Annotated in this window: 25 protein-coding genes and 1 tRNA gene; 25 read left to right on the top strand and 1 reads right to left on the bottom strand. The window is 53.4% G+C overall.

Going from position 1 to position 23,420, the window contains the following annotated elements; translation table 11 throughout:
- Positions 1-10 precede the first annotated feature (10 nt).
- The 6 genes from smpB (at position 11) to CJ260_RS08755 (ending at position 5,208) form a co-directional block, all read left to right on the top strand.
- Entirely contained in the window at positions 11-478 is a 468-nt protein-coding gene (gene smpB, locus CJ260_RS08780) for an SsrA-binding protein SmpB (RefSeq protein ID WP_095629929.1), read from the top strand.
- A 243-nt stretch (positions 479-721) separates the two neighbouring features.
- Positions 722-1,648, top strand: coding sequence for a phosphate/phosphite/phosphonate ABC transporter substrate-binding protein (locus tag CJ260_RS08775; RefSeq protein ID WP_095629928.1), 927 nt, complete (start codon positions 722-724; stop codon positions 1,646-1,648).
- Positions 1,649-1,662: 14 nt separating this feature from the next.
- Entirely contained in the window at positions 1,663-2,457 is a 795-nt protein-coding gene (gene phnC, locus CJ260_RS08770) for a phosphonate ABC transporter ATP-binding protein (RefSeq protein ID WP_095629927.1), read from the top strand.
- A gap of 29 nt (positions 2,458-2,486) precedes the next feature.
- The gene (locus CJ260_RS08765) at positions 2,487-3,227 is read left to right on the top strand and encodes an ABC transporter permease (protein ID WP_095629942.1); all 741 of its coding nucleotides are present in this window, start codon (positions 2,487-2,489) and stop codon (positions 3,225-3,227) included.
- Positions 3,224-4,063, top strand: coding sequence for an ABC transporter permease (locus tag CJ260_RS08760; RefSeq protein WP_158221390.1), 840 nt, complete (start codon positions 3,224-3,226; stop codon positions 4,061-4,063). Before CJ260_RS08765 ends, CJ260_RS08760 begins: the two co-directional genes overlap by 4 nt.
- Positions 4,064-4,077: 14 nt before the next feature.
- Positions 4,078-5,208, top strand: coding sequence for a phosphonoacetaldehyde reductase (locus CJ260_RS08755; RefSeq protein ID WP_158221389.1), 1,131 nt, complete (start codon positions 4,078-4,080; stop codon positions 5,206-5,208).
- A gap of 75 nt (positions 5,209-5,283) precedes the next feature.
- Here CJ260_RS08755 and CJ260_RS08750 read toward each other — a convergent pair whose 3' ends face one another.
- Positions 5,284-5,736 carry a nucleoside deaminase gene (locus CJ260_RS08750; protein WP_087476996.1) on the bottom strand — a complete coding sequence of 151 codons (453 nt, stop codon included), beginning with the start codon at positions 5,734-5,736 and terminating at the stop codon, positions 5,284-5,286.
- A 202-nt stretch (positions 5,737-5,938) separates the two neighbouring features.
- On the opposite strand from CJ260_RS08750, the gene CJ260_RS08745 reads away from it, so the two are divergent.
- From CJ260_RS08745 to CJ260_RS08655, 19 genes are all read left to right on the top strand, one after another.
- Positions 5,939-6,343 carry a signal peptidase complex subunit 2 gene (locus CJ260_RS08745; RefSeq protein ID WP_232818842.1) on the top strand — a complete coding sequence of 135 codons (405 nt, stop codon included), beginning with the start codon at positions 5,939-5,941 and terminating at the stop codon, positions 6,341-6,343.
- A gap of 12 nt (positions 6,344-6,355) precedes the next feature.
- Entirely contained in the window at positions 6,356-8,932 is a 2,577-nt protein-coding gene (gene polA / locus CJ260_RS08740; RefSeq protein ID WP_095629924.1) for a DNA polymerase I, read from the top strand.
- Positions 8,933-8,942: 10 nt separating this feature from the next.
- A complete protein-coding gene (mutM, locus tag CJ260_RS08735) occupies positions 8,943-9,761 on the top strand; it encodes a bifunctional DNA-formamidopyrimidine glycosylase/DNA-(apurinic or apyrimidinic site) lyase (protein ID WP_095629923.1) in 819 nt (272 codons plus the stop codon).
- 13 nt (positions 9,762-9,774) lie between these two features.
- Entirely contained in the window at positions 9,775-10,386 is a 612-nt protein-coding gene (gene coaE, locus CJ260_RS08730) for a dephospho-CoA kinase (protein WP_087476954.1), read from the top strand.
- Positions 10,387-10,395: 9 nt separating this feature from the next.
- On the top strand, positions 10,396-10,971 hold the full coding sequence (locus tag CJ260_RS08725) for a lytic transglycosylase domain-containing protein (protein WP_087476955.1): 576 nt from the start codon (positions 10,396-10,398) through the stop codon (positions 10,969-10,971).
- An 8-nt stretch (positions 10,972-10,979) separates the two neighbouring features.
- Positions 10,980-11,065: transfer RNA gene (locus CJ260_RS08720), tRNA-Leu, on the top strand.
- A 75-nt stretch (positions 11,066-11,140) separates the two neighbouring features.
- Positions 11,141-11,758, top strand: coding sequence for a hypothetical protein (locus CJ260_RS08715; RefSeq protein WP_233127937.1), 618 nt, complete (start codon positions 11,141-11,143; stop codon positions 11,756-11,758).
- Between the two features lie 138 nt (positions 11,759-11,896).
- Positions 11,897-12,358 carry a ribosome maturation factor RimP gene (rimP, locus tag CJ260_RS08710; protein WP_087476998.1) on the top strand — a complete coding sequence of 154 codons (462 nt, stop codon included), beginning with the start codon at positions 11,897-11,899 and terminating at the stop codon, positions 12,356-12,358.
- Positions 12,359-12,372: 14 nt separating this feature from the next.
- On the top strand, positions 12,373-13,512 hold the full coding sequence (gene nusA, locus CJ260_RS08705; RefSeq protein ID WP_095629921.1) for a transcription termination factor NusA: 1,140 nt from the start codon (positions 12,373-12,375) through the stop codon (positions 13,510-13,512).
- A 10-nt stretch (positions 13,513-13,522) separates the two neighbouring features.
- Positions 13,523-13,783, top strand: a complete 261-nt coding sequence (gene rnpM / locus CJ260_RS08700) for an RNase P modulator RnpM (RefSeq protein WP_087476958.1) — start codon at positions 13,523-13,525, stop codon at positions 13,781-13,783.
- Positions 13,780-14,109 carry a ribosomal L7Ae/L30e/S12e/Gadd45 family protein gene (locus CJ260_RS08695; protein WP_095629920.1) on the top strand — a complete coding sequence of 110 codons (330 nt, stop codon included), beginning with the start codon at positions 13,780-13,782 and terminating at the stop codon, positions 14,107-14,109. The genes rnpM and CJ260_RS08695 overlap by 4 nt, the downstream gene beginning before the upstream one ends.
- Positions 14,106-16,598, top strand: a complete 2,493-nt coding sequence (gene infB, locus CJ260_RS08690; RefSeq protein WP_087476960.1) for a translation initiation factor IF-2 — start codon at positions 14,106-14,108, stop codon at positions 16,596-16,598. Before CJ260_RS08695 ends, infB begins: the two co-directional genes overlap by 4 nt.
- 18 nt (positions 16,599-16,616) lie before the next feature.
- Entirely contained in the window at positions 16,617-16,964 is a 348-nt protein-coding gene (gene rbfA / locus CJ260_RS08685) for a 30S ribosome-binding factor RbfA (protein ID WP_087476961.1), read from the top strand.
- 5 nt (positions 16,965-16,969) lie between these two features.
- On the top strand, positions 16,970-17,914 hold the full coding sequence (locus CJ260_RS08680; protein WP_095629919.1) for a bifunctional oligoribonuclease/PAP phosphatase NrnA: 945 nt from the start codon (positions 16,970-16,972) through the stop codon (positions 17,912-17,914).
- Positions 17,911-18,792: a tRNA pseudouridine(55) synthase TruB gene (truB, locus tag CJ260_RS08675; RefSeq protein WP_095629918.1), complete on the top strand. Its 882-nt coding sequence runs from the start codon at positions 17,911-17,913 to the stop codon at positions 18,790-18,792. The genes CJ260_RS08680 and truB overlap by 4 nt, the downstream gene beginning before the upstream one ends.
- Before the next feature lie 12 nt (positions 18,793-18,804).
- On the top strand, positions 18,805-19,740 hold the full coding sequence (locus CJ260_RS08670; protein WP_095629917.1) for a bifunctional riboflavin kinase/FAD synthetase: 936 nt from the start codon (positions 18,805-18,807) through the stop codon (positions 19,738-19,740).
- A gap of 74 nt (positions 19,741-19,814) precedes the next feature.
- The gene (locus CJ260_RS08665) at positions 19,815-21,002 is read left to right on the top strand and encodes a PLP-dependent aminotransferase family protein (RefSeq protein ID WP_087476965.1); all 1,188 of its coding nucleotides are present in this window, start codon (positions 19,815-19,817) and stop codon (positions 21,000-21,002) included.
- A gap of 354 nt (positions 21,003-21,356) precedes the next feature.
- Positions 21,357-22,175, top strand: coding sequence for a transketolase (locus tag CJ260_RS08660; RefSeq protein ID WP_095629916.1), 819 nt, complete (start codon positions 21,357-21,359; stop codon positions 22,173-22,175).
- On the top strand, positions 22,175-23,110 hold the full coding sequence (locus CJ260_RS08655; protein WP_095629915.1) for a transketolase family protein: 936 nt from the start codon (positions 22,175-22,177) through the stop codon (positions 23,108-23,110). The genes CJ260_RS08660 and CJ260_RS08655 overlap by 1 nt, the downstream gene beginning before the upstream one ends.
- Positions 23,111-23,420: the final 310 nt, after the last annotated feature.

Below are 23,420 nucleotides of genomic sequence, written 5' to 3'. Positions count from 1 at the left end.
GGAACTGCCAGTGGCACAATCACCGAGTGGCGTAAAATATATTACGGACAACCGCAAAGCGCGCCACGATTATTTTATTCATGAAACCTACGAAGCGGGAATCGCCTTGACGGGAACGGAAGTGAAGTCCCTGCGGCAGGGGAAGGTCAACCTGAAGGACAGCTTCTGCCGCATTGAAAACGGCGAGGTGTTTCTGGTCGGCATGCACATCAGCCCCTACGACCAGGGAAACCGCTTCAACCACGACCCGCTGCGGACGCGGAAGCTCCTGCTCCATAAGTATGAAATACTCAAGCTGTTGGGGCGTATTAAAGAAAAAGGATATACCTTGATTCCCCTGAACTTATATTTCAAAAAAGGCAAGGTCAAAGCGACGATTGCCTTGACGACAGGGAAGAAGCTGTACGACAAACGGCAGGCCCTGGCTGAAAAGGAAGCGAAGCGGGATATTGAACGGCGCATGAAGGAACGCCGTTGATAGGGAATCGATGAAACCTCTGAATGGCAATGGATGTCGTTCAGAGGTTTTTTGCTGTTTCTTCCTGCGTTTGCAATTTCAACCACATATTTCTAAAATATGCAAATAAATGCTGTAAAATGCAATTATTTACAAAGAATTTGCAATATATTTTCTGGAACTACATATGGATACCGTAGGATATAGGTATAGCAAGGCATTATATGGAAAGTATCATATTGTCGTACACAGGAGGAAATGGACATGAATATGAAACGGTGGATGAAAGGTCTTAGCGTGTCTTTAATGTTGGTAGCCGCGGCGGCAGGCTTCGGCGGCTGTGGCAGTTCCGGAGGCGGTAGCGGGCAGCAGCCCTTTACGATCGCCTACGCGCCGAACGAATCGACGGAGCAGAGCGCCGACGCCCGCAGCGCCTTATCGGCAGATTTAGGCAAAGCATTGGGACGGGAAGTAAAGGAAATCAGCGCGTCCGACTACAACGGCATCATTGAAGCCTTGCGGACGAAAAAGGCCGACATGGCTTATTTGGGAGCAGAGGGCATCTCTCTGGCAAACCAGCGCTTAGACGGTAATGTAGACGTCATCGTCATGAAGGCCCCTGACGGAGACAAGGCGAAGGCCCTGTATCATTCCGTCTTCATTACGAGGGCAGACCGTTCGGATATCAATTCCCTTCAGGACGTAAAGGGCAAGAAGATGGCCTTTGTCGACCCGGGCTCCACGTCGGGCAATCTCATTCCGACGAGCATGCTCATGAAGGCCTTTGCCAATGAAAATCTCGACAGCGAAACGCTGCACATGAACGAAAAGTTTTTCTCGTCGGCTATGTTCTCCGGTAAGCATCAAGCCAGCATTCTGGCCGTTGCTAAAGGTGACGTAGATGTGGCTGCTGTGTCAGATCAGATTTTGCAGGCTGAAATTAACAGCGGCAATGTTCGGGCTGGAGACATCAAGGTCATTGCCACTTCAGATCCGATTCCTTCAGAAGGCATGATCATTCGTGCTGATATGGATCAAAATCTGCGCAAGACACTGACGGATTTTCTCCTGCAGTATAACAACGAAGATTATTTCACAAAGGTTATTAAAGTAAAAGGCGCTCGCTTTGTAGAAGCTTCTAAAGCCGATTACCAGCCCATTATCGAGCTGAATCAGCTCCTCAGCAAGTAAGGAGGCCGGCTCGCATGAATTGGACAGAAGAGCAGCCAGTCGTCGTATTTGAACATGTAGGCAAGCGGTATGGAAACGGAACGCAGGGATTGAATGATGTCAGCTTTTCCGTATATCCGGGAGAATTTATTGCCGTCATCGGCCCATCCGGCGCCGGAAAGTCGACGCTGCTTCGCTCCGTCAACAAGCTCCACGACGTGACGGAAGGGCGCATACTCATCGGCGGCGAAGATATTTCCAAAGCCCGGGGCAGCAGGCTGCGGACGCTGCGGCGGCAAATCGGCATGATTTTTCAGAATTACAACCTGGTGTACCGTTTGTCGGTACTGCAGAACGTGCTCCACGGCCGTCTGGGCTACATGGGCTCCTTGCAGGGGATGATAGGACGGTACCGGGAAGAAGATAAGGAAAAGGCCGTAGAGCTGCTGAAAGAAATCGACATGGGCGATTTCCTCAATACGCGGGCCGCCGACCTGTCTGGGGGACAGAAGCAGCGCGTAGGCATTGCCCGGGCGTTTATGCAGGAACCGCAGATTCTTCTCTGCGATGAACCGATTGCGTCTTTAGACCCGTCGAGCGCCAAAATTATCATGGATATGATTTATTCCATGGCATCGCGTCGGAACATAGCGTGTCTGGTTAACCTTCATCAGATTGATGTGGCAAAAGCATATGCGACACGCATTATTGGTCTGAGGAAAGGGCAGATTGTTTTCGACGGCCCGCCGTGTGATATGAATGATGCCGTAATTCAGACCATTTACGGCGTAGCGGCTGATGAACTCACTATAAAGGAACGAAACCTATGAAACAGAATGAATCACATGTAATATATACTATGGCTGGAGTTATTGCGGCAGCGTTTATTGCTGCGACGGCTTATACGGGTTTCAATCCGGCTGAAATTATACCGCAGCTGGGCGAGGGATGGAAATTCTTTACGGAAGACTTTTTGCCGCCGCAGGTATCGTTCAGCGAAGCCGTCATGGAATGCATTGCCGTGACGATTTCCCTAGCCATATCGTCGGCCTTTGTCGCCGCCGTGCTGGCTGTCGTGGCTGCCGTATTCGGCAGCGAAAAGACGTCGCCGTCCCGGTACGTCGCCGGCGTTATCCGCGGCACAGCTACCTTCCTGCGCAACATTCCGACTCTCGTCTGGGCTTTTATCCTCTTTTCTTCGCTGGGCGTCGGCACGAGTGTAGGGTTTATCGCCCTGGTGATTACCAGCTTTGCCTTTATGACCCGCACGTTTATCGAGGTTATTGACGAAATTCCTCAGGACACGTTAGAATGTATGGAAGCCGTAGGTGCCGATTTCTGGCAGCGCATGTTCCAGTGCGTGATTCCCTGCTGCATAGCCGGCTTTATTTCATGGTTTCTCTATTGTCTGGAAGTCAATATCCGCGCCTCGACCATCGTCGGCATGGTAGGAGGCGGCGGCAGCGGCATGGTCCTGCTGTCGTATCTGAAAGCCTTTAAATATCCGCAGGCTGCCGGCATCATCTTGATGATTGCGGCAATTGTCATCCTGGTAGATATCATGACGGGATGCTTGCGAAAGAGAGTGATGAATCCATGAATATAGAAGAAGTTACAGCCGTAGATTCGGCCGTAAGGCCCAAGAGAAAGGGCAAGAAACACATAGATGTCGGCGTCCGCGGGGGAGATCATTTCATCGCCCTGTTCCTGGCCGGCACGACGGCAGCCGCCGCGGTGTCTCTGTATATGCTGCATATTGACTGGCTGCAGCTGGCGGAACGTTCCTCGGGCATCGTTGAAATTTTTTGGAAAATGGCTCATATGACGACGGACAGCGTCGACTTTACCCTGCTTTCTTTCGCCGACACCTTTTCCATTATGGTGCTGGCTACGGTGTACAGTATATTCCTCGGCCTCGTTTTCGGGCTATTGGCTGCGGAAAACGTCGTCGGCAGCAGAATCGCTGCCGGGGCGGTCAAGGCCTTCTTTACTTTTTTGCGAGCTGTGCCGACGCCCGTATGGGTTCTACTGATGCTGGTCTGCTTTGGATTTGGCCCCGTAGCGGGCGTTACGGGTTTGTCGATTCATACCGTGGCCTTTTTTACGCGGGCCTTTTCCCAGGCCTTCGAGGACGTGCCGCAGGATACGATAGACGGCTTGGCGGCTTTAGGCGCGACGCGCTGGCAGATTATCTGCTGCGGCCTGCTGCCCAGTGCCGTCACGCAGCTCGTCGCCTGGATTGCCCTGCGGTTTGAAATCAATTTTGCCGAATGCGCGATTCTGGGGATGGTGGGAGCCGGCGGCATCGGCTTCGCTATTTCCACGAGCATACAAAACTATCAATATGGACAAGCGGGACTCGCCGTTTTTCTGGTATTCGCCTTCGCTTTTTGCTTAGAACGCGGCTTTTTGCTGGTCAAGCGGTCCATGCAGTAAAAGGAGTGGTAACGTTGGAATTTTATAATCCTGTGCGCATCCTTGCCGGACATGACGGCTTGGAAAAGCTGGCTCTTTACTTGGAGGAAACGAGCCGGGAGAAGAAGATTCTCCTGCTGACCCGCGGCATGGATTTTTCTCAAAGTCCTGCCGGACAGGCTTTGCGGAAGGCCTTAGCGGGGCGCGACGTCCGGGAAGAGGAGCTGACGCTTTCCAATCCCGACGTGGCCGATATGGCCGCGATGCTGGAACGGGTGGGCGGCGAACCGTACGGCCTCATCCTCGCCGTCGGCGGCGGCAGCGTCATGGATACGGCGAAGACCCTGGCCCTGGCGATTCCTGCCGGCATTCGTGGGACCGAAGGGCTGCGGGCCTTTATCGCCGCAGAGGCGTATGAAGCGGTGCAGCCTATTCCCTGGATCGGCGTGCCGACGACGTCCGGCACGGGTTCGGAAGTGACGCCGTGGGCGACCGTATGGGATCGGGAACGGGAATGTAAGATGTCTTGCAGCTATAGTCATAACTTTGCGGCCCTGGCCGTCGTCGACCCCGTATGCACGGCGACATGTCCCGCAGCGCTGACGATATCGTCGGCGCTGGACGCCTTGTGCCACAGTACGGAGTCCTTCTGGGCCTGCCGGACGAATGAAGTATCCCAGACCTTTGCCTTATTATCCATCGGCCTCATTCGCCGCCATTTAGAGGACTTGGCGGCCCATCCGGACGACGCGGAGCTGCGCCTGCTCATCGGCAAGGCCAGCTTATATGCCGGACTGGCTTTCAGCAATACGAAGACGACAGTCTGCCATTCCGTATCGTACCCCATGACGGAAAGATTCGGCGTGCCTCATGGCACGGCGGCGGCTTTGACGCTGGGCGATTTCATGGATTTCAATAAGGCGGCGATTCCTCGCTATGCTGAGCTGCTGGAAGCGTATCAATGCGCTTCGGCGGCAGAGGTCAAAGACTGGGTATTCCATATGCTGTCTCTCGGCGGCTTTGCCCTTCGCCTGCGGGACTACGGCATCGGCAGCGGCGATATTTCTTACATCGTCGGTCACGCTTTCACCAAGGGCCGGGCGGACAACAATCCCGTCGCCGTACAGCCCGAAGATGTGCAGGCTGTACTGGAACGTATTTTTTAATCGCGACGATGAAAAAAGCTTGAAACAAAGGGACTTTTTAGAGTCCCATGTTTCAAGCTTTTTCGTTTGCAGCGATTAATATATGGTCATATTCTTTTCTTTGTACTGTTCAAAGATCTTGATGGCCTCTTCGCGGCCCATCTGCCGCAAGGCCAGCGTATCTTCGTCGGCGCAGCCCCGCTTGATGAAATCGTAAATGAAGTCGTCGCGGAAGCCGATGGCGGCGGCGTCTTTGGCGCTGTTGCCGTAATACACCGTTTTAATATTCGCCCAGATGATGGCCGAAAGGCACATGGGGCAGGGTTCGGCCGACGTGTAGAGCTCGCAGCCCGATAAGTCGTACGTGCCGAGATTGCGGCAGGCGTCGCGGATGGCCTGTATTTCGCCGTGACAGGTCGGGTCGTTGTTTTTCAATACTTCGTTATGGCCGCGTCCGACGATGACACCGTCCTTGACGACGACGGCGCCGAAAGGTCCGCCGTGGCCTGTTTCTAAGTTTTTTGCCGATTCGCTAATGGCTTCGTCCATGAAATTCATCGTATATCATTCCTCCGTGATTTGCAGATTTCTTTTTACGCCTCGCATATTATACCATAGGCAGGCGGGAAAACGAAATGGTTTGGGCTGCCGGCCTTGTTTTGTATGAATGAATAGATAATCAAAACGATAAATGATATAATAAGAGAGATATTTTGTATTATGTGTGCTACAGAAATTTAGGAGGACTACTATGAAGTGCCGCTATTGCGATAGAGAAGCCGTCTATGACGACGGCATGTGCGAATCGTGCCATCGCTTGTACCAGCAGTACGAGCAGGCCGAAGCCAAGGTTATGTCGGATCACGAACGGGACAGCTTCCGCGGGCAGACGATCGAAGAAGATGGTACGGTACGGGACGAACAGAAAGCCTATGAGGAACAGATGCGCGAACAGCAGCGCCGCCGTTCAGGCGTGCGCATCATCACGTCGGGATTGTCCTGGCGCGTCAAGCTGGCCCTGGGCTTTATCGTATTCTGCATCGTCGCCGTCATCATCAGCGCCCTTGGCTTTATCATCATGGCGATGCCCTATTTGCTGGGTGCGCTGGTCATTTATTTTGTATATAACATCGTCAAGGCGTTTCTGCATCGGTAAGAGGAGGCTGACATGAAGGAAACATTGTTGATTATAGATGGAAGCAGCCTGTTATACCGGGCCTTTTACGCCATCCCTTCCCTGACGGACAGCCAGGGCCGGCCGACGAACGCCGTGTACGGCTTTTTAAACATGCTGCTTAAATTGTACGAGCAGCTGGAGCCCCATTACGTAGCCGTAGCCTTTGACAAGGACAAGCATACCTTCCGAAACGACTTGTACGACGGCTATAAGGCGACGCGCAAGCCGGCGCCCGACGATCTGCGGCCCCAGTTCCCCTTGATACGGGAAGTACTGGAATGCCTGGGCATTCATGTCCTGGAGCTGGAAGGCTATGAAGGCGACGACATTATCGGCACCGTTGCCCGGCAGATGGAAGCGAAGGATTTTCATATCGACATCGTGACGGGAGACCGCGACGCGCTGCAGCTCGTCGATGAAAACGTCACGGTCCATTTGACGAAAAAGGGTATTACGAATATGCTGGCCGTTACGCCTGACGTCATGGCGGCGGAATACGGCTACGCGCCGTCCCAGGTCGTCGACATGAAGGCCCTCATGGGTGATACGGCCGACAATATTCCCGGCGTTCCCGGCGTCGGAGAAAAGACGGCGGCGAAGCTCATCGCTCAATTTCAGCATGTAGAGACACTGTACGACCGTATCGGCGAAGTGAAGGGCAAGAAACTGCAGGAAAAGCTGGCCGACAACAAGGACAAAGCTTTTTTGTCCAAGGAACTGGCGACGATCTGCTGCAGCGTGCCCGTCGAGTATAGTCTGGATATGTTCCTGCCGCAGCCGCGCAAGGAAGACGTATCCGCCTTGTTCCGCAGCCTGGGCTTTAAAAACATGCTGTCCCGGTTTGCTGCCTTCGACCGCTTTGCATCCTTAGCTGATGAGGAACCGGCACAGGACGTATCCCTGCAGCTGCTGGACGACTTGCAGCCCCAGGACTTGGCCGGCCAGGTCGTCGCCGTAGAAGGCGTGTATGAACCGGCCGCGCCCCTGCCTGTGCTGAAGGCCTTAGCCATTGCGGGAAATCAGGGCGTCTTCATCGTGCCGGCAGGACGGGAAGGAGAGTATCTCTGTGCTTTGGCAGATGCGGCCTTAGTCGTCACGTCGCAGGGCAAGCAGCTCGTCAAGGCGGCGTCGCCCTATACGGACAAGCGCCTGCCCTTGGCGGATATCATACTGGCAGCGTATTTGCTGGATCCGACGCGGACCGCCTATGGCCTGGCGTATTTATCGGAAAAATTTGCCGTGCCTTTGCAGGAAAGCGGCGACGAAGCCTTGCGCCTGGCCGGCGACGCGCAGTTTTCCTTCGACGTCTGGCCCAAGGCGGCAGAAGCCTTGGAGCAGGCCGGCTTGACGACCTTGTACGATACGATTGAAATTCCCTTGATTCATACGCTGGCCGTTATGGAAATGAACGGCTTTACCGTCGATACGGAACGGCTCATGGATATGGAACGGGAGCTGTCGCTGGAAGCGGACAAGCTGGAAGAGGAAATTTACGACGATGCCGGCGAGACCTTCAACATCAATTCGACGAAGCAGCTCGGCGTCATCTTATTTGAAAAGCTGGGATTGCCGGTTATCAAGAAGACGAAGACAGGCTATTCGACAGATTCGGCCGTACTGGAAGCCCTCATGGACCAGCATCCTATGATCCCGAAAATACTGCAGTTCCGGGCTTTGAAAAAGCTGATTTCCACCTATTTGGACGGCTTGGAACCCTTGATTTCCCGGGAAACGGGCCGCATTTACACATCCTTTAACCAGATGGTCACGGCGACGGGCCGCCTGAGCAGCTCGGACCCGAACTTGCAGAACATTCCTATCCGAACCGAGCAGGGACGCAAAATCCGCTCCTTATTCGTGCCGGGCGAAGGATACGACTACATCGTATCTGGCGACTACTCGCAGATCGAGCTGCGCCTTCTGGCTCATTTGTCCCAGGACCCGACGATGATCGACGGCTTCAAGAAAAATCAGGACATCCATCGCCGCACGGCGTCGGAAGTCTTCGGCATTCCCTGGGACGAGGTCACGCCGGAGCAGCGCTCCCATGCCAAAGCCGTCAATTTCGGCATTATTTATGGCATCAGCGACTTCGGACTGGCCCGCAATATTTCGATTTCCCGTCAGCAGGCTAAGGAATACATCGACTCCTATTTCGCCCGCTACAGCACGATTCACGCTTACATGGACAAGCTCGTGGCGGAAGCCCGCGAAACGGGGATGGCCAAGACCATGTTCGGACGCATCCGCACGCTGACAGATATTAACAGCAAGAACTTTACGCGCCGTTCCTTTGCCGAGCGGACGGCGATGAACACGCCTATCCAGGGCAGCGCCGCCGATATTATCAAGCTGGCCATGAACGCCGTTCAGGACGAATTGGAACGCCGCAGCTTGCGAAGCCGCCTTCTCGTGCAGGTTCACGACGAGCTCGTCCTGGAAGTGCCGGCTGACGAGCGGGAAGAAGTGGAAACGCTGCTGAAGGATACGATGGAACACATCGTGACCTTGTCGGTGCCCCTGGTCGTCGATATTCACTGCGGCCGGAACTGGGAAGAAGCGAAATAGGAGGAGTTATATGCCTGAATTGCCGGAAGTAGAAACGGTGCGCGCCTATATTGCAGAGCACGCAGTGGGAAAACGGATCGAAAACGTACGGCTCCTGCTGCCGCGCCTGGTGAAAAACGCGCTGCCTGAGGAATTTTGCCGCCGATTGACGGGACAAACGATATCAGCCGTCAGCCGCAAGGGAAAATATTTGCTTCTTCGCTGCAGCGGCGGTCCGTCTCTGCTTGTGCATTTGCGCATGACCGGCAGCCTCATCTATCAGGAGGAGTACGAAGAAATACGAGGGCAGCGCATTATTTTTGCATTAAATGAAGGGTATATCCTGTATCGCGACGTCCGCACCCTCGGGTGCCTGTGGCTCGTGCCGCCGGAGGGGCCGACGGGTATTTCCGGCTACGATTCGCTGGGACCTGACGGCAACAGCAACGAATTTACTCTTTCCTATTTGCAGGAGTCCCTCCAATCGTCGAAGCGTTCCGTCAAATCCTTTTTGCTCGATCAGACCTGCGTAGCCGGCTTGGGCAATATTTACGCCGACGAGGCGCTGTTCCTTGCCGGCGTCAGGCCCCAGCGCCGCTGCTGTGATATAAGCCCCGACGAATGCCGCAGACTCCACGAGGCCATTGGGGTCGTGCTGCGGCAGGGATTGGCCCATGGCGGCACGACGATACGCGACTTTATCAGTGGCAATGGCCAGGAAGGGTCGAACCAGGCCTTTTTGCAGGTATACGGCAAAGAAGGGACGCCGTGCCCGCGCTGCGGCCATACGATTATCTATACGAAGTTTGCCGGCAGGGGAACGCATTATTGCCCTCACTGCCAGGTGTAAGGAGGAACTTGTCATGTATCGCATTGGATTGACCGGCGGGATTGCGTCGGGAAAAAGTACGGTCGTATCGATGCTGCGGGAGCTCGGCGCGTCCGTCGTGGACTGCGACGTCCTGGCGCGCGATGTCGTGCGGCCCGGCACGAAGGGGCTGGCTGCCGTAGCGGCGGCCTTCGGCCCGAAAGCAATAAGAGAAGACGGGACGATGGACCGGGCCTATATCGGCGGCGTCGTGTTCAACGACGCTGAACGCAAGGCGGAACTGGAAGGCATTTTATTTCCCTTGATTTACGAGCGAATCGACGAAGAACTCCGGCGCATAGATGAAGGGGAGAAGAAATCCTTCGTTTTTCTTGACATGCCCTTATTATTTGAGATAGAATATCAAGCGTATGTCGATGAAGTATGGCTCGTATGCGTAGATGGGCCGACGCAGCTGGAACGGCTCATGGCCCGGAATCATTTTTCACGGGAAGAAGCGGAGGCCCGCATTCGTGCGCAGATGCCTGCAGAGAAAAAACGCGCCCTGTCGCAGGTCGTCATCGACAACAACGGCGCCTTAGCTCAAACGGAAGAACAGGTGCGGGCGCAGTGGGCGCTGCTGATGGATAGAATTCAAAGAGGATAGGAGACTGCGTTGAGACGGAAGACCCAGACAAAAGATAAAATTATCATAGCAGTAGTGCTGGCGTGTTTTTCAGCGACCTATTTCTGCTCGTGGAAAGACGACGTGCTGCGGAAATTCGTCTATCCTCTTCAGTACGACTACATGGTGCGCCAATATTCGTATGAAGACGGCGTCAGCCCCGCCTTGGTCGCGGCGGTGATTCTCGTGGAGAGCAAGTTCAACGAAGACGCCTTTTCCCATCGCGGCGCTTCGGGGCTGATGCAGATCATGCCGGAAACGGGCGAATGGATTGCCGGAGAAATGGGAATCGAAAATTTTACGCCGGACCAATTGACAAATGTGCAGACAAATATTAAAATGGGTACGTGGTATCTGGCCTATCTTCTGCATGAGTATGACGGAAATAAGGTATTGGCCCTGGCTGCGTATAACGCCGGCCGCGGACACGTCGACTCCTGGATGGAAGAATATGGTTGGGAAAAAAATTTTTCAGAAATTGAAAAAATACCCTTTACAGAAACGCGAGAATATGTTAAGATAGTTTTGTTGAATGAACAGCAATACAAACATCTTTACAAGTTTTAATTGATTATGCGGTTGTGGCGGAATGGCAGACGCGCTGTCTTCAGGCGGCAGTAATCTTTCGATTGTGTGGGTTCAACTCCCACCAACCGCACCATTTTTTTCTCTTATGGATGAAGCATTGATTGAAACATTCAAACAATGGAATATTGCATCTATTCTCCCACTTCAGGTGGGAGATTTTCAGTTATTGACGGAATATCGCATGGTGCAGGAAAACGGCGGCGATAAAGAGTACCTGCTGTTTGCCTATTGCAACGCCGACAATAACTGGTCTGTACGGGCGATATTCAATCCCGATTCGGAAGAGTTTTCCGTCCGCACGGACATCGGCATGCTGGAGTTTGCCCTGATCGAGTTTATTACCAGTGATTTCGCCATGTTCCGGGCGATGGTGGAAGACCGGCTGGCCCGGATCATCCGCGACTACTATGTAGAGCCGAGCCGTAATTTCAGCGTCATACTGAAGAACAAGGGCCTGCCCGACGTAGACTGGGATGAGTTCCTTCCGGCAGAATACGGCGGATTCCGCTGCCTCATCCGGCCGAATCAGGCCGTGCGGATTATTAACGGCTCGTACATGATTCTTTCCTATTACCAGACCGAGTCGCGAAGCGGCTTGTCCGTCATGTACAACGTCCTCCGCGACGATTTTTTTGCAGAGCGGCGGATTCATAACTTTCCAAATTTGGTTCATGATTTTGACGGCTCGTCCCTGGAGGGACTGAAACGGGCGCTGCAGCAGCGTCTGCTGCCGGTGCTGGGCTCTATTTCAGCCGATATATCCTGATTTGCCCTTGCGGCGTTGTCAGAAGGCGGCTGAAGTGGTATACTAAACGTAATTTAGATTCTTTTATGTGAGAGTGGGTGCGAGCCCACTCTTAACTTTTACCTGTATGAATTTTTAGAAGGATAGCTGGTGAATGGCATGAAGCGTGAACATATTGAAACAATGATTTCTCAGGAAGTAGAACGGATTATCAGCGGCACGGATTTGGAATTGGTCGACGTCGAATATGTCCGCGAAAAAAACTGGTACCTCCGCGTATTTATCGACAAAGAAGGGGGCGTCGATCTGGAGGACTGTCAGGCTGTCAGCGAAAAGCTGAGCAAAGTCCTCGATGAAAAGGACCCTATACAAGAAAATTATCTGCTGGAAGTATCATCTCCGGGACTGGACCGCATCTTGAAAAAGGATAAGGACTTTGTCCGCTACGCCGGCAGAACCGTGGATATTCACTTTTTCCAGCCCTACAACGGCAAAAAAGACCTGGTAGCCGATTTGGTAGGGAAAGGCGAAGACGGCAAGCTGACCGTCCGGGTCGATGGAAATGAAGAGATATTAGATATGAAAACTATATCGCAGGTTCGTCTGCATATTGATTTTTAATGGAGGGTGTAACCGTGAATAAGGAATTGCTCAATGCTATTGCGTTTTTGTCTAAAGAAAAAGGGGTTTCGACAGACGTCATCTGCGACTCCCTGGAAGCCGTGCTGATTACGGCCTATAAGAAGGAGCCGGAAGCCAACCCCCTGGCCGACGTAGAGCTGAATCGGGAAACGGGCGATTACCGCATCGTAGCGGCGAAAACCGTCGTGGAAGACGTCGTCAACGACCATGGGGAAATCTCCCTGGCAGACGCCCGCAAGCTGAACCCGGAATACGAAGTCGGAGACGTAGTCAACGTCGACGTAACGCCGTCCAACTTCGGCCGCATCGCCGCCCAGGCGGCCAAGCAGGTCATGATCCAGCGCCTCCGCGAAGCGGAACGGAGCATCGTCTACGACGAATTTTACAATCGTACGGACGACATCATTACCGGCTTGATTCAGCGGATTGAAAACAAGAACGTCTATGTCGACTTGGGCAAGGCCGAAGCGATTCTGCCGGCGTCGGAACAGATTCCGACGGAAACCTACACGGTTGGCCAGCGCATCAAATGCTATGTCGTAGAAGTGCGCAAGACGACGAAAGGCGCGCAGATCCTCGTATCGCGTACCCATCCTGGCTTATTGAAGCGGCTCTTCGAGCTGGAAGTGCCGGAAATTTACGAAGGCGTGGTGGAACTGAAATCCGTAGCCCGCGAACCAGGCCGCCGTTCCAAGATCGCCGTGTATTCCCGCGATGAAAATGTCGATTCCGTCGGCGCCTGCGTCGGCCCGAAAGGGAGCCGCGTGCAGAATATCGTGACGGAACTGCAGAACGAAAAAATTGATATCGTCAAATGGGATGAAGACCCGGCCGTGTACATCGCCAATGCCCTGAGCCCGGCTCAGGTCGTGTCCGTTACCGTCGACGAAGGAGAAAAGGCGTCGAGCGTCGTCGTTCCCGATTATCAGCTGTCCCTGGCCATCGGCAAGGCCGGCCAGAACGCCCGCTTGGCGGCCAAGCTGACGAATTGGAAAATCGATATTAAGAGTGAAAGCCAGGCCGCTGCCCTTACCAGCGAAGAATCTTCTTCGGCTGATGAAGAAGTGGAACAGGAAGACATCCTGAGCGAATTGGATATGCCGGCGGCTGAAGACGGACAAGGCGAAGCCTGAGGAGGTATAGATGAAAAAGAAAAAAATACCTCTGCGCGTCTGTGCAGGCTGTCAGGAACAGAAGAGCAAAAAGGAAATGATCCGCGTCGTCCGCACGCCGGAAGGCGCCGTGGAAATCGACAAGACCGGCAAGAAATCCGGGCGGGGCGTGTATATCTGCCAGAATTCGGCTTGTCTGGAAAAAGCCTATAAAGAACATCGTCTGGAACGGTCTTTAAAGACGAAGGTATCCGACGAAATTTATGAAAGCCTGCGGCAGGAGTTGTCATGACCGCGCAGGAACGAATCGGCAACCTGCTGGGACTTGCCTGCCGGGCCCGCAAGACGATTTGCGGCGATTTCGCGGCAGAGAAGCATTTGAAGAAGCATACGGTTCCCATGCTGTTTTTGGCAGCAGACGGCGGAGCCGACAACGTGGAAAAGTACCGCCGCCTGGCAGAACGCAAAGGGATTGCCGTCGTAGATATATTGACGAAGGAAGAGCTGGGCAGGGCCGTCGGAAAGATGCAGAACGTCGTCGTTCTGCTGACGGACGCCGGTTTTGCCAAGGCTGTAGATAAAGTGTTGAGAACGACTGAAAAGGGGGTAACTAGATGACAAAACGTGTATACGAAGTTGCAAAAGAATATGGCGTATCCGCCAAAAACGTCATCAAAGTGTTAGGCGATCATAATATCAAAGCTGGTAATTTTACAGGCATCGACGATTCGATGAGAGCCATATTAGATAAATCCTTTAAGGAACCCAAGAAGGCTGAGAAGCCGGCAGAACAGAAAAAAGGAATGGAAGGAACTGGCCGCAAAGTGAACGATAACAACCGCGCTAAGCAAGCGAAACCGCAGGAAGGACAAAAACAAGGAAATTCCCATAAGCAAAATCGTCCTGAACAGGGAAATAACGCCAAGAAGCAGGCTCAGCCGGCGCGGAACGGCAATAAAAATCAGCAGAGCGGTTCGTCCGGTCAGAATCATCAAAACAACCGCGGCCAGGACAATAAGAAAAATGCCGGACAGCAGAACGCAAAGTCGTCGGGCAGCCAGAACAACCGCCAGAATGGAAATCAGCAAAATAAGCAGAATCAGCAGAACAACGGCGGCAAGCGGACGAAGTTCTTCGGTCGTTCTTCGCAAAACGGCGACGAAGGCCAAAATGCCGGCCGCAGCGACAATAAGAAAAATAAGCGCAATCAGAATAACAACAACCCCAACGGCAAAAACAACAGACCTCACACACTTTTATCTAACGTGTTGAACAAAGGCAAAAATAAAAATAACAAGAACAACAAGAAGCAGGGCGGCCATCACGATATGGGCGGCGGCGAACCGGCGAAGAAAAAGAATTACCCCACGTCTATCGAGCTGCCGGAAACGATTATCGTCAAGGATTTCGCGGAAAAGCTGGGCCGTGAAGTCGGCGAAGTCATTAAAAAGCTGCTCATGGGCGGCATTATGGCGACGATCAATCAGGAAATCGACTTTGAAACGGCTTCTCTGATTGCCGACGAATTCGGCGTAACCGTTACGCAGGAAGCGCCGCCGGAAGATCCGACGGAAATCGAAGAAATCATCGATGCGCCGGAAACGCTGAAGGTCCGTCCGCCTGTCGTTACGATCATGGGCCACGTCGACCACGGCAAAACGAGCCTTCTCGACGCGATTCGCCAGACGAACGTGACGAGCCACGAAGCCGGCGGCATTACGCAGCACATCGGCGCTTACCAGGTACGCTACAACGGCAAGAAGATCACCTTCATGGATACGCCGGGCCACGAAGCCTTTACGGCAATGCGCGCCCGCGGCGCCCAGGTTACGGATATTGCCGTCCTCGTCGTCGCGGCAGACGACGGCGTCATGCCGCAGACAGTTGAATCCATCAACCACGCCAAATCGGCCGGCGTTCCCATCATCGTCGCCATCAACAAAATCGATAAGGAAAGCGCCAATCCAGAACACGTCATGCAGCAGCTGACGGAATACGGCTTGATCAGCGAAGAATGGGGCGGCGACACGATTATGGTTCCCGTGTCGGCTCATAAGAAAATCGGCCTCGACGACTTGCTGGAAAACATCCTCGTCTTGGCGGAAGTTTCCGAATTGAAGGCCAACCCGAACCGTCCGGCCCAGGGCGTCGTCATCGAAGCGAAGCTCGACAAGGGCCGCGGCCCCGTCGCGTCCGTCCTGATCCAGAAGGGCACGCTCCACGTCGGCGACACGATTATCGTCGGCCCCTGCTTCGGCAAGGTCCGCGCCATGAACAACGAACGGGGCGAACGGGTTAAGAAAGCCGAACCGTCTATCCCTGTGGAAATCCTCGGCCTCAACGATGTGCCCGAAGCCGGCGATATCCTCGACGTGACCGATGAAAAGACGGCCCGCAGTGTAGCGGAAAAACGAATGGAAAAGAAACGTTCGTCGGCCCTCCACGTCAATGCGAAGGTAACTCTCGACGATTTGTTCAACCAGATTCAGCAGGGCGAATTGAAAGAACTGCCCCTCATCATTAAGGGGGACGTACAGGGTTCTGTCGAAGCCCTGAGCCAGTCCTTGCTCAACATTAAGAGCGACGAAGTGCGCATCGCCATCGTCCATGCCGGCGTCGGCGCTATTTCCGAATCGGATATCATGCTGGCCTCGGCGTCCAACGCCATCATCATCGGCTTTAACGTCCGCCCGGACGCGGCGGCCCGCAAGGCGGCGGAACACGACAACGTCGACATGCGCATGTACCGCGTCATTTACGACGCCATCAACGACGTGGAAGCGGCTATCAAAGGGATGCTGGAAAAGAAATACGAAGAACACATTATCGGCCGCGCCGAAGTCCGCAAGGTCATTACGACGCCGAAGGTCATCGTCGGCGGTTCCTACGTCAAGGAAGGCAAGATTACGAACAACGCTAAGATCCGCCTGATCCGCAACGGCATCGTCATCCACGACGGCGAAATCGACGGACTGCGCCGCTTTAAAGACGACGTCAAGGAAGTGGCTTCCGGATACGAATGCGGCATTACTCTTGAAAAATACCGCGACATCAAAGAAGGCGACGAAATCGAAGCCTATGAAATGGTGGAAGTCGCGCCGGAATAATAAAGTGAGGAAATACATATGGGAGAATTGCGAGTCCGCAAAATACAAGAATTCATCAAGCAGGAAGTTTCCAATATCCTGCTTCGTGAATTAAAAGATCCGCGCCTCGGCTTCGTCACTGTGACGGACGCGCGGATTACCGGCGATTTGCGCGAAGCGACGGTATACGTCAGCCTCTTTGGCAAGGCTGAGGAAAAAGAAAATACCCTGAAAGCGCTGAAAAACGCGACGGGCTATATCCGCACGGAAGTGGGCCGCCGCTTGGGCATACGCTATTCGCCGACTATTGAATTTAAAGAAGATACGTCTCTCGATTACGGCATGAAAATCGATAAAATACTTCGTGATATAGAAAAAAAGGACTGAGTTTCATGAATTGTTCATCTCAGGAAGTACGCCGTATTCTGGCACAGCATGACCGCATCGTGCTGACTGCCCACGTCAGCCCCGATGGCGACGCTATAGGAAGCCTGCTGGCGATGCAGGAATGGCTGGAAGGCCTGGGTAAGGAGGTTGTCGTTGCCGTGGACGACGACATAGACGACAAGTTTTTCTTTCTGCCGCTGGCGGAACAGATACGGCGTCCCGACCAGATACAGACCGACGCCTCTTGGCTGACCGTCGTGCTCGATGCGACCGGCATGGATCGCATCGGCGCGGCTGAAGCCTTGGCGAAGGGGAAGGTCCTGAATATTGACCATCATATTTCCAACCTCCATTTTGCCGATTGGGAATATGTGCGGACGGACTGCGCTGCAACGGGCGAGATTTTAACCGAACTGTTGGAGGACTGGCAGGCCGAATTTTCGCCGTCTATGGCAAACGCCTTGTACATGGCCATCGCGACGGACTGCGGGTTCTTTAAATTCAGCAATACGACGGGCCATACCTTGCGGATGGCGGCGCTGCTGGTCGAAGCCGGCGCGCAGCCGAACGTCGTTTCCGAGCATTTGGAAGCCCGGTCTTTGGCAAAGCTTCAGGCCTTGTCGGAGGTGTTGCGCCATATTGAATTATTCGGTGAGGGCCAGGTTGCCTGTCTTTCGTTTACGCCGGACTTGCTGCAGTATACGGGTGAGCATACGGGAAGCTATATCGACTACATCCGCACGATTCAGGGCGTCGACGTGGCTTTTACGGTAAAGTACGTCGGTCCGGAAGAAACGCGGGTCAGCCTGCGGTCTAAGCGAGCCGACGTCAACGCCGTCGCTTCCATGTTCGGCGGCGGCGGCCACGTGCGAGCAGCAGGCTGCACCGTGGCGGCGCCGCTGGAAGAAGCAAAAAAAATGATAGTGAAGGAACTTTTAAAAGTAAAATGATAAATGGAATCGTCAATGTATTAAAAGCGACAGGAATGTCGAGCCATGACGTAATCGGCCAGATGCGCCGCATATACGGGATGAAGAAGATTGGCCACGCCGGAACGCTGGACCCTTTGGCTGCCGGCGTGCTTCCCGTGTATCTGGGTCAGGCGACGCGGCTGATTGAATATGGAGACAACGGGATAAAGACATATCATGCAGAGTTTGCTTTAGGCTTTGCTACGGATACGGAGGACAGCACCGGCGAAGTCGTCGCCAGCGCTGCTGTCCCCGATTTGTCTGCTGAGGATATATCCTCCGTGCTGGCGTCGTTCTGCGGCGATATCGAGCAGACTCCGTCCCGTTATTCCGCCATCAATGTTAATGGCGTCAAAGCGTATAAGCTGGCCAGACAAAACGCTGATTTTACATTGCCGGGCAGGCGGGTCACGATATATGAGATCCGCCTTTTGTCGTATCAAAACGGACGGGGCGTCATCGCTGTGACATGTTCCAAGGGGACCTATGTCCGCTCGCTCATCCGTGACGTCGGAGAAGCGCTGGGCACTTATGCCTGCATGACCTATCTCGTCCGCGTCCGGGCCGGCGTCTTTGATATTGCTCAGGCAGCTTCGCTGGAAGAATTGGAAGCCGATCCGCAGGCCTATATCCTGCCTGCCGACATGGCGATTCAAGACCTTCCTAAGGCGGTTTGTACGGCGGAAAAGTGTGCCCGCCTCCTGCAGGGCCGCGCGGTGCCCTTTGCCGGCAAGGGGCTCGCCCATGGCGACGTGCTGCGGGTCTATACGCCGGAACGAAAATTGGCCGGCATTGCTCATTTCGATAAAGAACATCATGTCATACGTCCGCATAAGATGTTTGCCGACGTACTGTGAGGTAATTATACGATGCAACTATTCCATTCCTTTCAGGAAGTAACGAATTGCCAAGGCGCCGTCGTCGCGCTGGGGACTTTTGACGGCGTGCATCTGGGCCATCAGAAGGTCATGCGCACGGCTATCGACAAGGCGGCGGAAACGGGCGGCAAATCTGTCGTCGTCACCTTCGCAGCCCATCCTCTTTCCGTGTTGTGCCCGGAAAAAGAGCCGATACGGCTGGCTACGGTCGAGCAGAAAATCCAATATATTGCCGGCGTCGGCATCGACGCCCTGGTGCTGTTGCCTATGACCCGGCATCTTCTCGACGAAACGCCGGAGGAATTTTGCCGGCAGCTGCTGGAATATCTCTGCCCGGCGGCTATCGTCGTAGGGGAGAACTTTACGTACGGCGCAAAAGCCGCAGGGAATACGCAGACGCTGCGCGAGTTCATGGCGGGACATCATATTCCCGTCATGGCGCTGACACTGCTGGAACGGCCGGGCCGGTCCACGCCGATCAGCAGCACGGTCATCCGCCGCCTGGTCACGATGGGCCACATGGAAACGGCAGAAGCCCTGCTGGGGCATCCCTTCGCCCTGCAGGGGAAGGTCGTACAGGGCGACCGCCGGGGACGGCTGATCGGGTTTCCAACGGCTAATATGCTGATACCGCCGCAGATGGCCGTGCCGCCTGACGGCGTATATATAACGGAAGTAGACTGGCAGGGGCAGCTGCTGCCGGCCATGACGAATATCGGCGCCAATCCGACCTTTGCCCACCAATACCGCCGCATAGAAACGCACATCCTGCAATGGAGCGGCGATATGTACGACGAGGACATCGTCGTTCGCTTCCGGAAGCGGCTGCGCCCGGAAATCCGCTTTGACAGCAAAGAAGAGCTCATAGGGCAGATGGAAGAAGATAAACGTAAAACTTTAATTTATTTCTCATCTAACGATAATTGAAAGAAACTCATATTAATGATATAATAATGACATAGGGAAACAGGGGACATTTAATCATTAAGGAGTGATTGGTAATGAAATTTTCAGACCTCGCTATGGGCTTAAAGGCTTCGGAAATCCGTGAATTGCTTAAGTTGACGACTATGCCGGAAGTAATTTCCTTCGCCGGCGGCTTGCCTGCGCCGGAATTATTCCCGCTGGAAGAATTGAAGAAAGTCGACGTAGAAATTTTGAGCAAAGAAGGCCAGCTGGCTGTACAGTACGGAACGACGGAAGGCTACCTGCCTCTCCGCGAAAAAATTGCCGCTCGCATGAAAAAGGCTTTCCAAGTCGACTGCACGCCCGAAGAAATCGTCATTACTTCAGGTTCTCAGCAGGGCCTGTCCTTATTGGCGCAGATTTTCCTCAATAAAGACGACGTCATTTTAGTAGAAAGCCCGACGTATTTAGGCGCTATCAACGCCTTTAAGCTGTGCGATCCGAAATTCGTCGAAGTTCCGACGGATGAAAAAGGCATCATTCCGGAAGAATTGGAAAAGATTTTGGCCGAATACGGCGACCGCGTCCGCTTGATGTACGTTATTCCTGAATTCCAGAACCCGACGGGCATTACGTGGCCTATGGAACGCCGCAAAGCCTTTATGGATATCGTCAACAAGTACGATTTCCCCGTCATTGAAGACGATCCGTACGGCGAACTCCGTTATGACGGCGACGTCGTACCGTCCTTGAAATCCATGGATACGAAAGGCAATATCATCTTCCTGGGCTCCTTCTCGAAGATCTTTATGCCTGGTCTGCGCGTAGCCTGGATGGTTGCCGATCCCGTTATCATTGACAAGGTTGTCAAATTGAAACAGGCCGTCGATCTCCAGTCTTCGTCCTTTGCACAGCGTCAGGCGTCGTACTTCATCGATATGTTCGATTTGGATGCTCACGTTGAAAAGATCAAAGCTCTCTATGGCAAACGCCGTACCCTCATGTATGATTCCATGAAGGAATATTTCCCCGAAGGCGTTACCTTTACGTATCCTGAAGGCGGCTTATTCACTTGGGTAACCTTGCCTGAAAACATGGATGCAAAAGAAATTATGCCGAAGGTATTGGAAAAGAACGTTGCGTACGTTCCGGGCGGCCCGTTCTATCCGAACGGCGGCAATGCAAACCACTTCCGCCTCAACTATTCCAACATGCCGGAAGACCGCATTGTAGAAGGCATTAAACGCTTAGGCGCAGTATTGAAAGAAGAAATGGGCAAATAAGTTGCGCCCTGAAAGAAACGCGACGCGTCACGAAAGCGTGTAGACTGACAAAAGGCTTATAGGGCCTGCACGTATGCAGGTCTTGTAAGCCTTTTTGATGTTTTGCAGTATGGGACGTGGGTATGTATACGGTATGCGCATATTTTGTTTGACTTGTTTGTATAATCATTGTAAAATGATAATGCACGTATATTGATTTGGCTCAAGCTGAATCTGCATTTTTTTGTTGCAGGCGCATTCGTATCATAGTGAGCTGAATAAGCGATACGATGCGTTTTTTATATGAAAGACGAGTATCGCCTCGTTGCGCTGCAACGGCGACACTACGTGTATAGTTTGGAGGCCTTATTGATAATGGATCAGCTTCAGCAGTTATGCAGACAAGTTCGAAAGGACGTCGTCGAGGCTATTTATTTAGCCGGCTCCGGCCATCCCGGAAGCTCTCTGTCGGCTGTGGAGATTCTGGTAACGCTGTATTTCACCGACTTGCTTCGGTGTATTCCGCAGCAGCCGAAATATGAGGGGAGAGATCGGTTTATCTTATCGAAAGGCCACGCGGCTCCGGCATATTACAGCGTATTGGCCCATAAGGGATTTTTCCCCTTAGACTGGCTGCCGACGCTGCGTTCTTTAGGCAGCCCGCTGCAGGGACATCCGAATATGGTCAAGCTGCCTTGTCTTGATTGCGCCGTCGGGTCCTTGGGACAGGGATTGTCCATTGCCAACGGCATAGCCTGGGCTTTGAAATACCGTCATGAAACGCCTCATGTGTTCTGCCTTATAGGCGACGGCGAACAGCAGGAAGGGCAGATTTGGGAAGCGGCGGCCTTTGCGGCCCATCATCATCTGGATAATGTCTGCCTTATCGTAGACTGCAACGGCATGCAGCTTGTCGATTCGCTGAAAACAATCAAGGATTTACAGCCCTTTGACGCCAAGTGGAAGAGCTTTGGCTGGAATGTCATGACTGTTGATGGACATGATATAGATAAACTCTATCAAGTATTGTCGGAAGCGAAGGTGCATACAGGATGTCCGACTGTCGTCCTGGCCCAGACTATAAAGGGAAAGGGCGTGTCATACATGGAGAACCAGGCCGACTGGCATGGCACGGCGCCGAATGAAGCGCAGTATGCGGCCGCCATGAAGGAATTATCTCAGGAGGTGCTGTAATGGAGTGTATACCTATGCGCGACGGCTACGGAAAGGCGCTGCTGGAATTATGCCGCCTTCACGATAACGTCATCGTCATGGATGCCGACGTGGCAAAATCGACGCGAACCGACTGGGTGCGTACAGCCTATCCGCAAAAATATCTGAACGTAGGCATTTCGGAACAGGACTTAGTCGGCACGGCTGCCGGCATGTCCCTGACGGGATTCGTCCCATTCGTGTCTACGTACGGCGTGTTTCTGACTGGCCGGGCGTGGGAACAGATCCGCAATACGGTCGGGTATAATCGCCTGAACGTCAAATTGGGCGGCGCACATGCCGGCATTTCCGTAGGACCCGACGGCGGGACCCATCAGGCCCTGGAAGACGTGGCGCTCATGCGGACGATCCCCAATATTATGGTCGTCGTTCCCTGCGATTATAAGGAAACGTATAAGGCGACGATGGCCGTATACGATATGACAGGGCCTTCGTATATCCGCTTCAGCCGTAATCCCGTGCCCGTCGTCACTGACGACGACACGCCCTTTACGATTGGAAAGGTCTCTGTATTCCGCAAGGGGACGGACGTTACAATTTTTGCCAACGGTATCATGGTGTATCAAAGCCTGGAAGCGGCGAAGGCCTTGGCCAGTGAAGGCGTTTCTGTACAAGTCGTCAACGTCCATACGGTCAAGCCTTTGGATGAAGACGGCATCGTATCCTGCGCCGCCGCGACGGGAGCCGTCGTCGTATGCGAAGAGCACCAGCGCATCGGCGGGCTGGGAAGCGCTGTATGCGAATGCCTGGCTCAGCGCTGCTGCGTGCCTGTCGAATTGGTCGGCATTCGCGACCGGTTCGGCGAGTCGGGCCGGCCAAACGAATTGCTGGAAGCTTACGGCTTAGGTCCCAGCCACGTGGCAGAGGCTGTCAGGGCTGTATTGAAACGAAAATAGAAAAAAGCTGTCATGAAGGAGTGATGTGACCCCAAAAAGTTAGACTTTAGTAACGAGGTAGTTTTTGCTATCTCGTTACTTTTTTATGCAGCGGATAGGAGCCTGTGAAAAAATCTCTGTAAACATAGATCTTCTATGATACTTGGTAAGCTGAAAGCGAATTTGAGAACTTTCAGCTCATGGTTTATATATAACAACACATGCTGAACATGTCAAGTACAGACAGGATTTTCGCCTGCTTTTGCCAGCTATGCGTTACTCTGGGAGTCGGCCTTCGTACATTATGCTCAGTTCCCCATACACCTGTCCC

The organism is Megasphaera sp. ASD88 (genome assembly GCF_002287425.1).
Lineage (GTDB): Bacteria > Bacillota > Negativicutes > Veillonellales > Megasphaeraceae > Megasphaera > Megasphaera stantonii.
Note: the sequence above shows the minus strand (reverse complement) of the source record. Positions and strands in the feature narration are given on the sequence as shown.

Bases quoted from the DNA above. Each gene is read 5' to 3' on its own strand.
- rnpM (WP_087476958.1), top strand. From the start codon at position 13,523: ATGAAAAAGAAAAAAATACCTCTGCGCGTCTGTGCAGGCTGTCAGGAA.
- CJ260_RS08765 (WP_095629942.1), top strand. From the start codon at position 2,487: ATGGCTGGAGTTATTGCGGCAGCGTTTATTGCTGCGACGGCTTATACG.
- CJ260_RS08660 (WP_095629916.1), top strand. From the start codon at position 21,357: ATGGATCAGCTTCAGCAGTTATGCAGACAAGTTCGAAAGGACGTCGTC.
- CJ260_RS08775 (WP_095629928.1), top strand. From the start codon at position 722: ATGAATATGAAACGGTGGATGAAAGGTCTTAGCGTGTCTTTAATGTTG.
- CJ260_RS08665 (WP_087476965.1), top strand. From the start codon at position 19,815: ATGAAATTTTCAGACCTCGCTATGGGCTTAAAGGCTTCGGAAATCCGT.
- CJ260_RS08745 (WP_232818842.1), top strand. From the start codon at position 5,939: ATGAAGTGCCGCTATTGCGATAGAGAAGCCGTCTATGACGACGGCATG.
- infB (WP_087476960.1), top strand. From the start codon at position 14,106: ATGACAAAACGTGTATACGAAGTTGCAAAAGAATATGGCGTATCCGCC.
- phnC (WP_095629927.1), top strand. From the start codon at position 1,663: ATGAATTGGACAGAAGAGCAGCCAGTCGTCGTATTTGAACATGTAGGC.
- CJ260_RS08680 (WP_095629919.1), top strand. From the start codon at position 16,970: ATGAATTGTTCATCTCAGGAAGTACGCCGTATTCTGGCACAGCATGAC.
- CJ260_RS08750 (WP_087476996.1), bottom strand. From the start codon at position 5,736: ATGGACGAAGCCATTAGCGAATCGGCAAAAAACTTAGAAACAGGCCAC.
- CJ260_RS08655 (WP_095629915.1), top strand. From the start codon at position 22,175: ATGGAGTGTATACCTATGCGCGACGGCTACGGAAAGGCGCTGCTGGAA.
- CJ260_RS08695 (WP_095629920.1), top strand. From the start codon at position 13,780: ATGACCGCGCAGGAACGAATCGGCAACCTGCTGGGACTTGCCTGCCGG.
- mutM (WP_095629923.1), top strand. From the start codon at position 8,943: ATGCCTGAATTGCCGGAAGTAGAAACGGTGCGCGCCTATATTGCAGAG.
- polA (WP_095629924.1), top strand. From the start codon at position 6,356: ATGAAGGAAACATTGTTGATTATAGATGGAAGCAGCCTGTTATACCGG.
- rbfA (WP_087476961.1), top strand. From the start codon at position 16,617: ATGGGAGAATTGCGAGTCCGCAAAATACAAGAATTCATCAAGCAGGAA.
- truB (WP_095629918.1), top strand. From the start codon at position 17,911: ATGATAAATGGAATCGTCAATGTATTAAAAGCGACAGGAATGTCGAGC.
- rimP (WP_087476998.1), top strand. From the start codon at position 11,897: ATGAAGCGTGAACATATTGAAACAATGATTTCTCAGGAAGTAGAACGG.
- coaE (WP_087476954.1), top strand. From the start codon at position 9,775: ATGTATCGCATTGGATTGACCGGCGGGATTGCGTCGGGAAAAAGTACG.
- CJ260_RS08760 (WP_158221390.1), top strand. From the start codon at position 3,224: ATGAATATAGAAGAAGTTACAGCCGTAGATTCGGCCGTAAGGCCCAAG.
- CJ260_RS08670 (WP_095629917.1), top strand. From the start codon at position 18,805: ATGCAACTATTCCATTCCTTTCAGGAAGTAACGAATTGCCAAGGCGCC.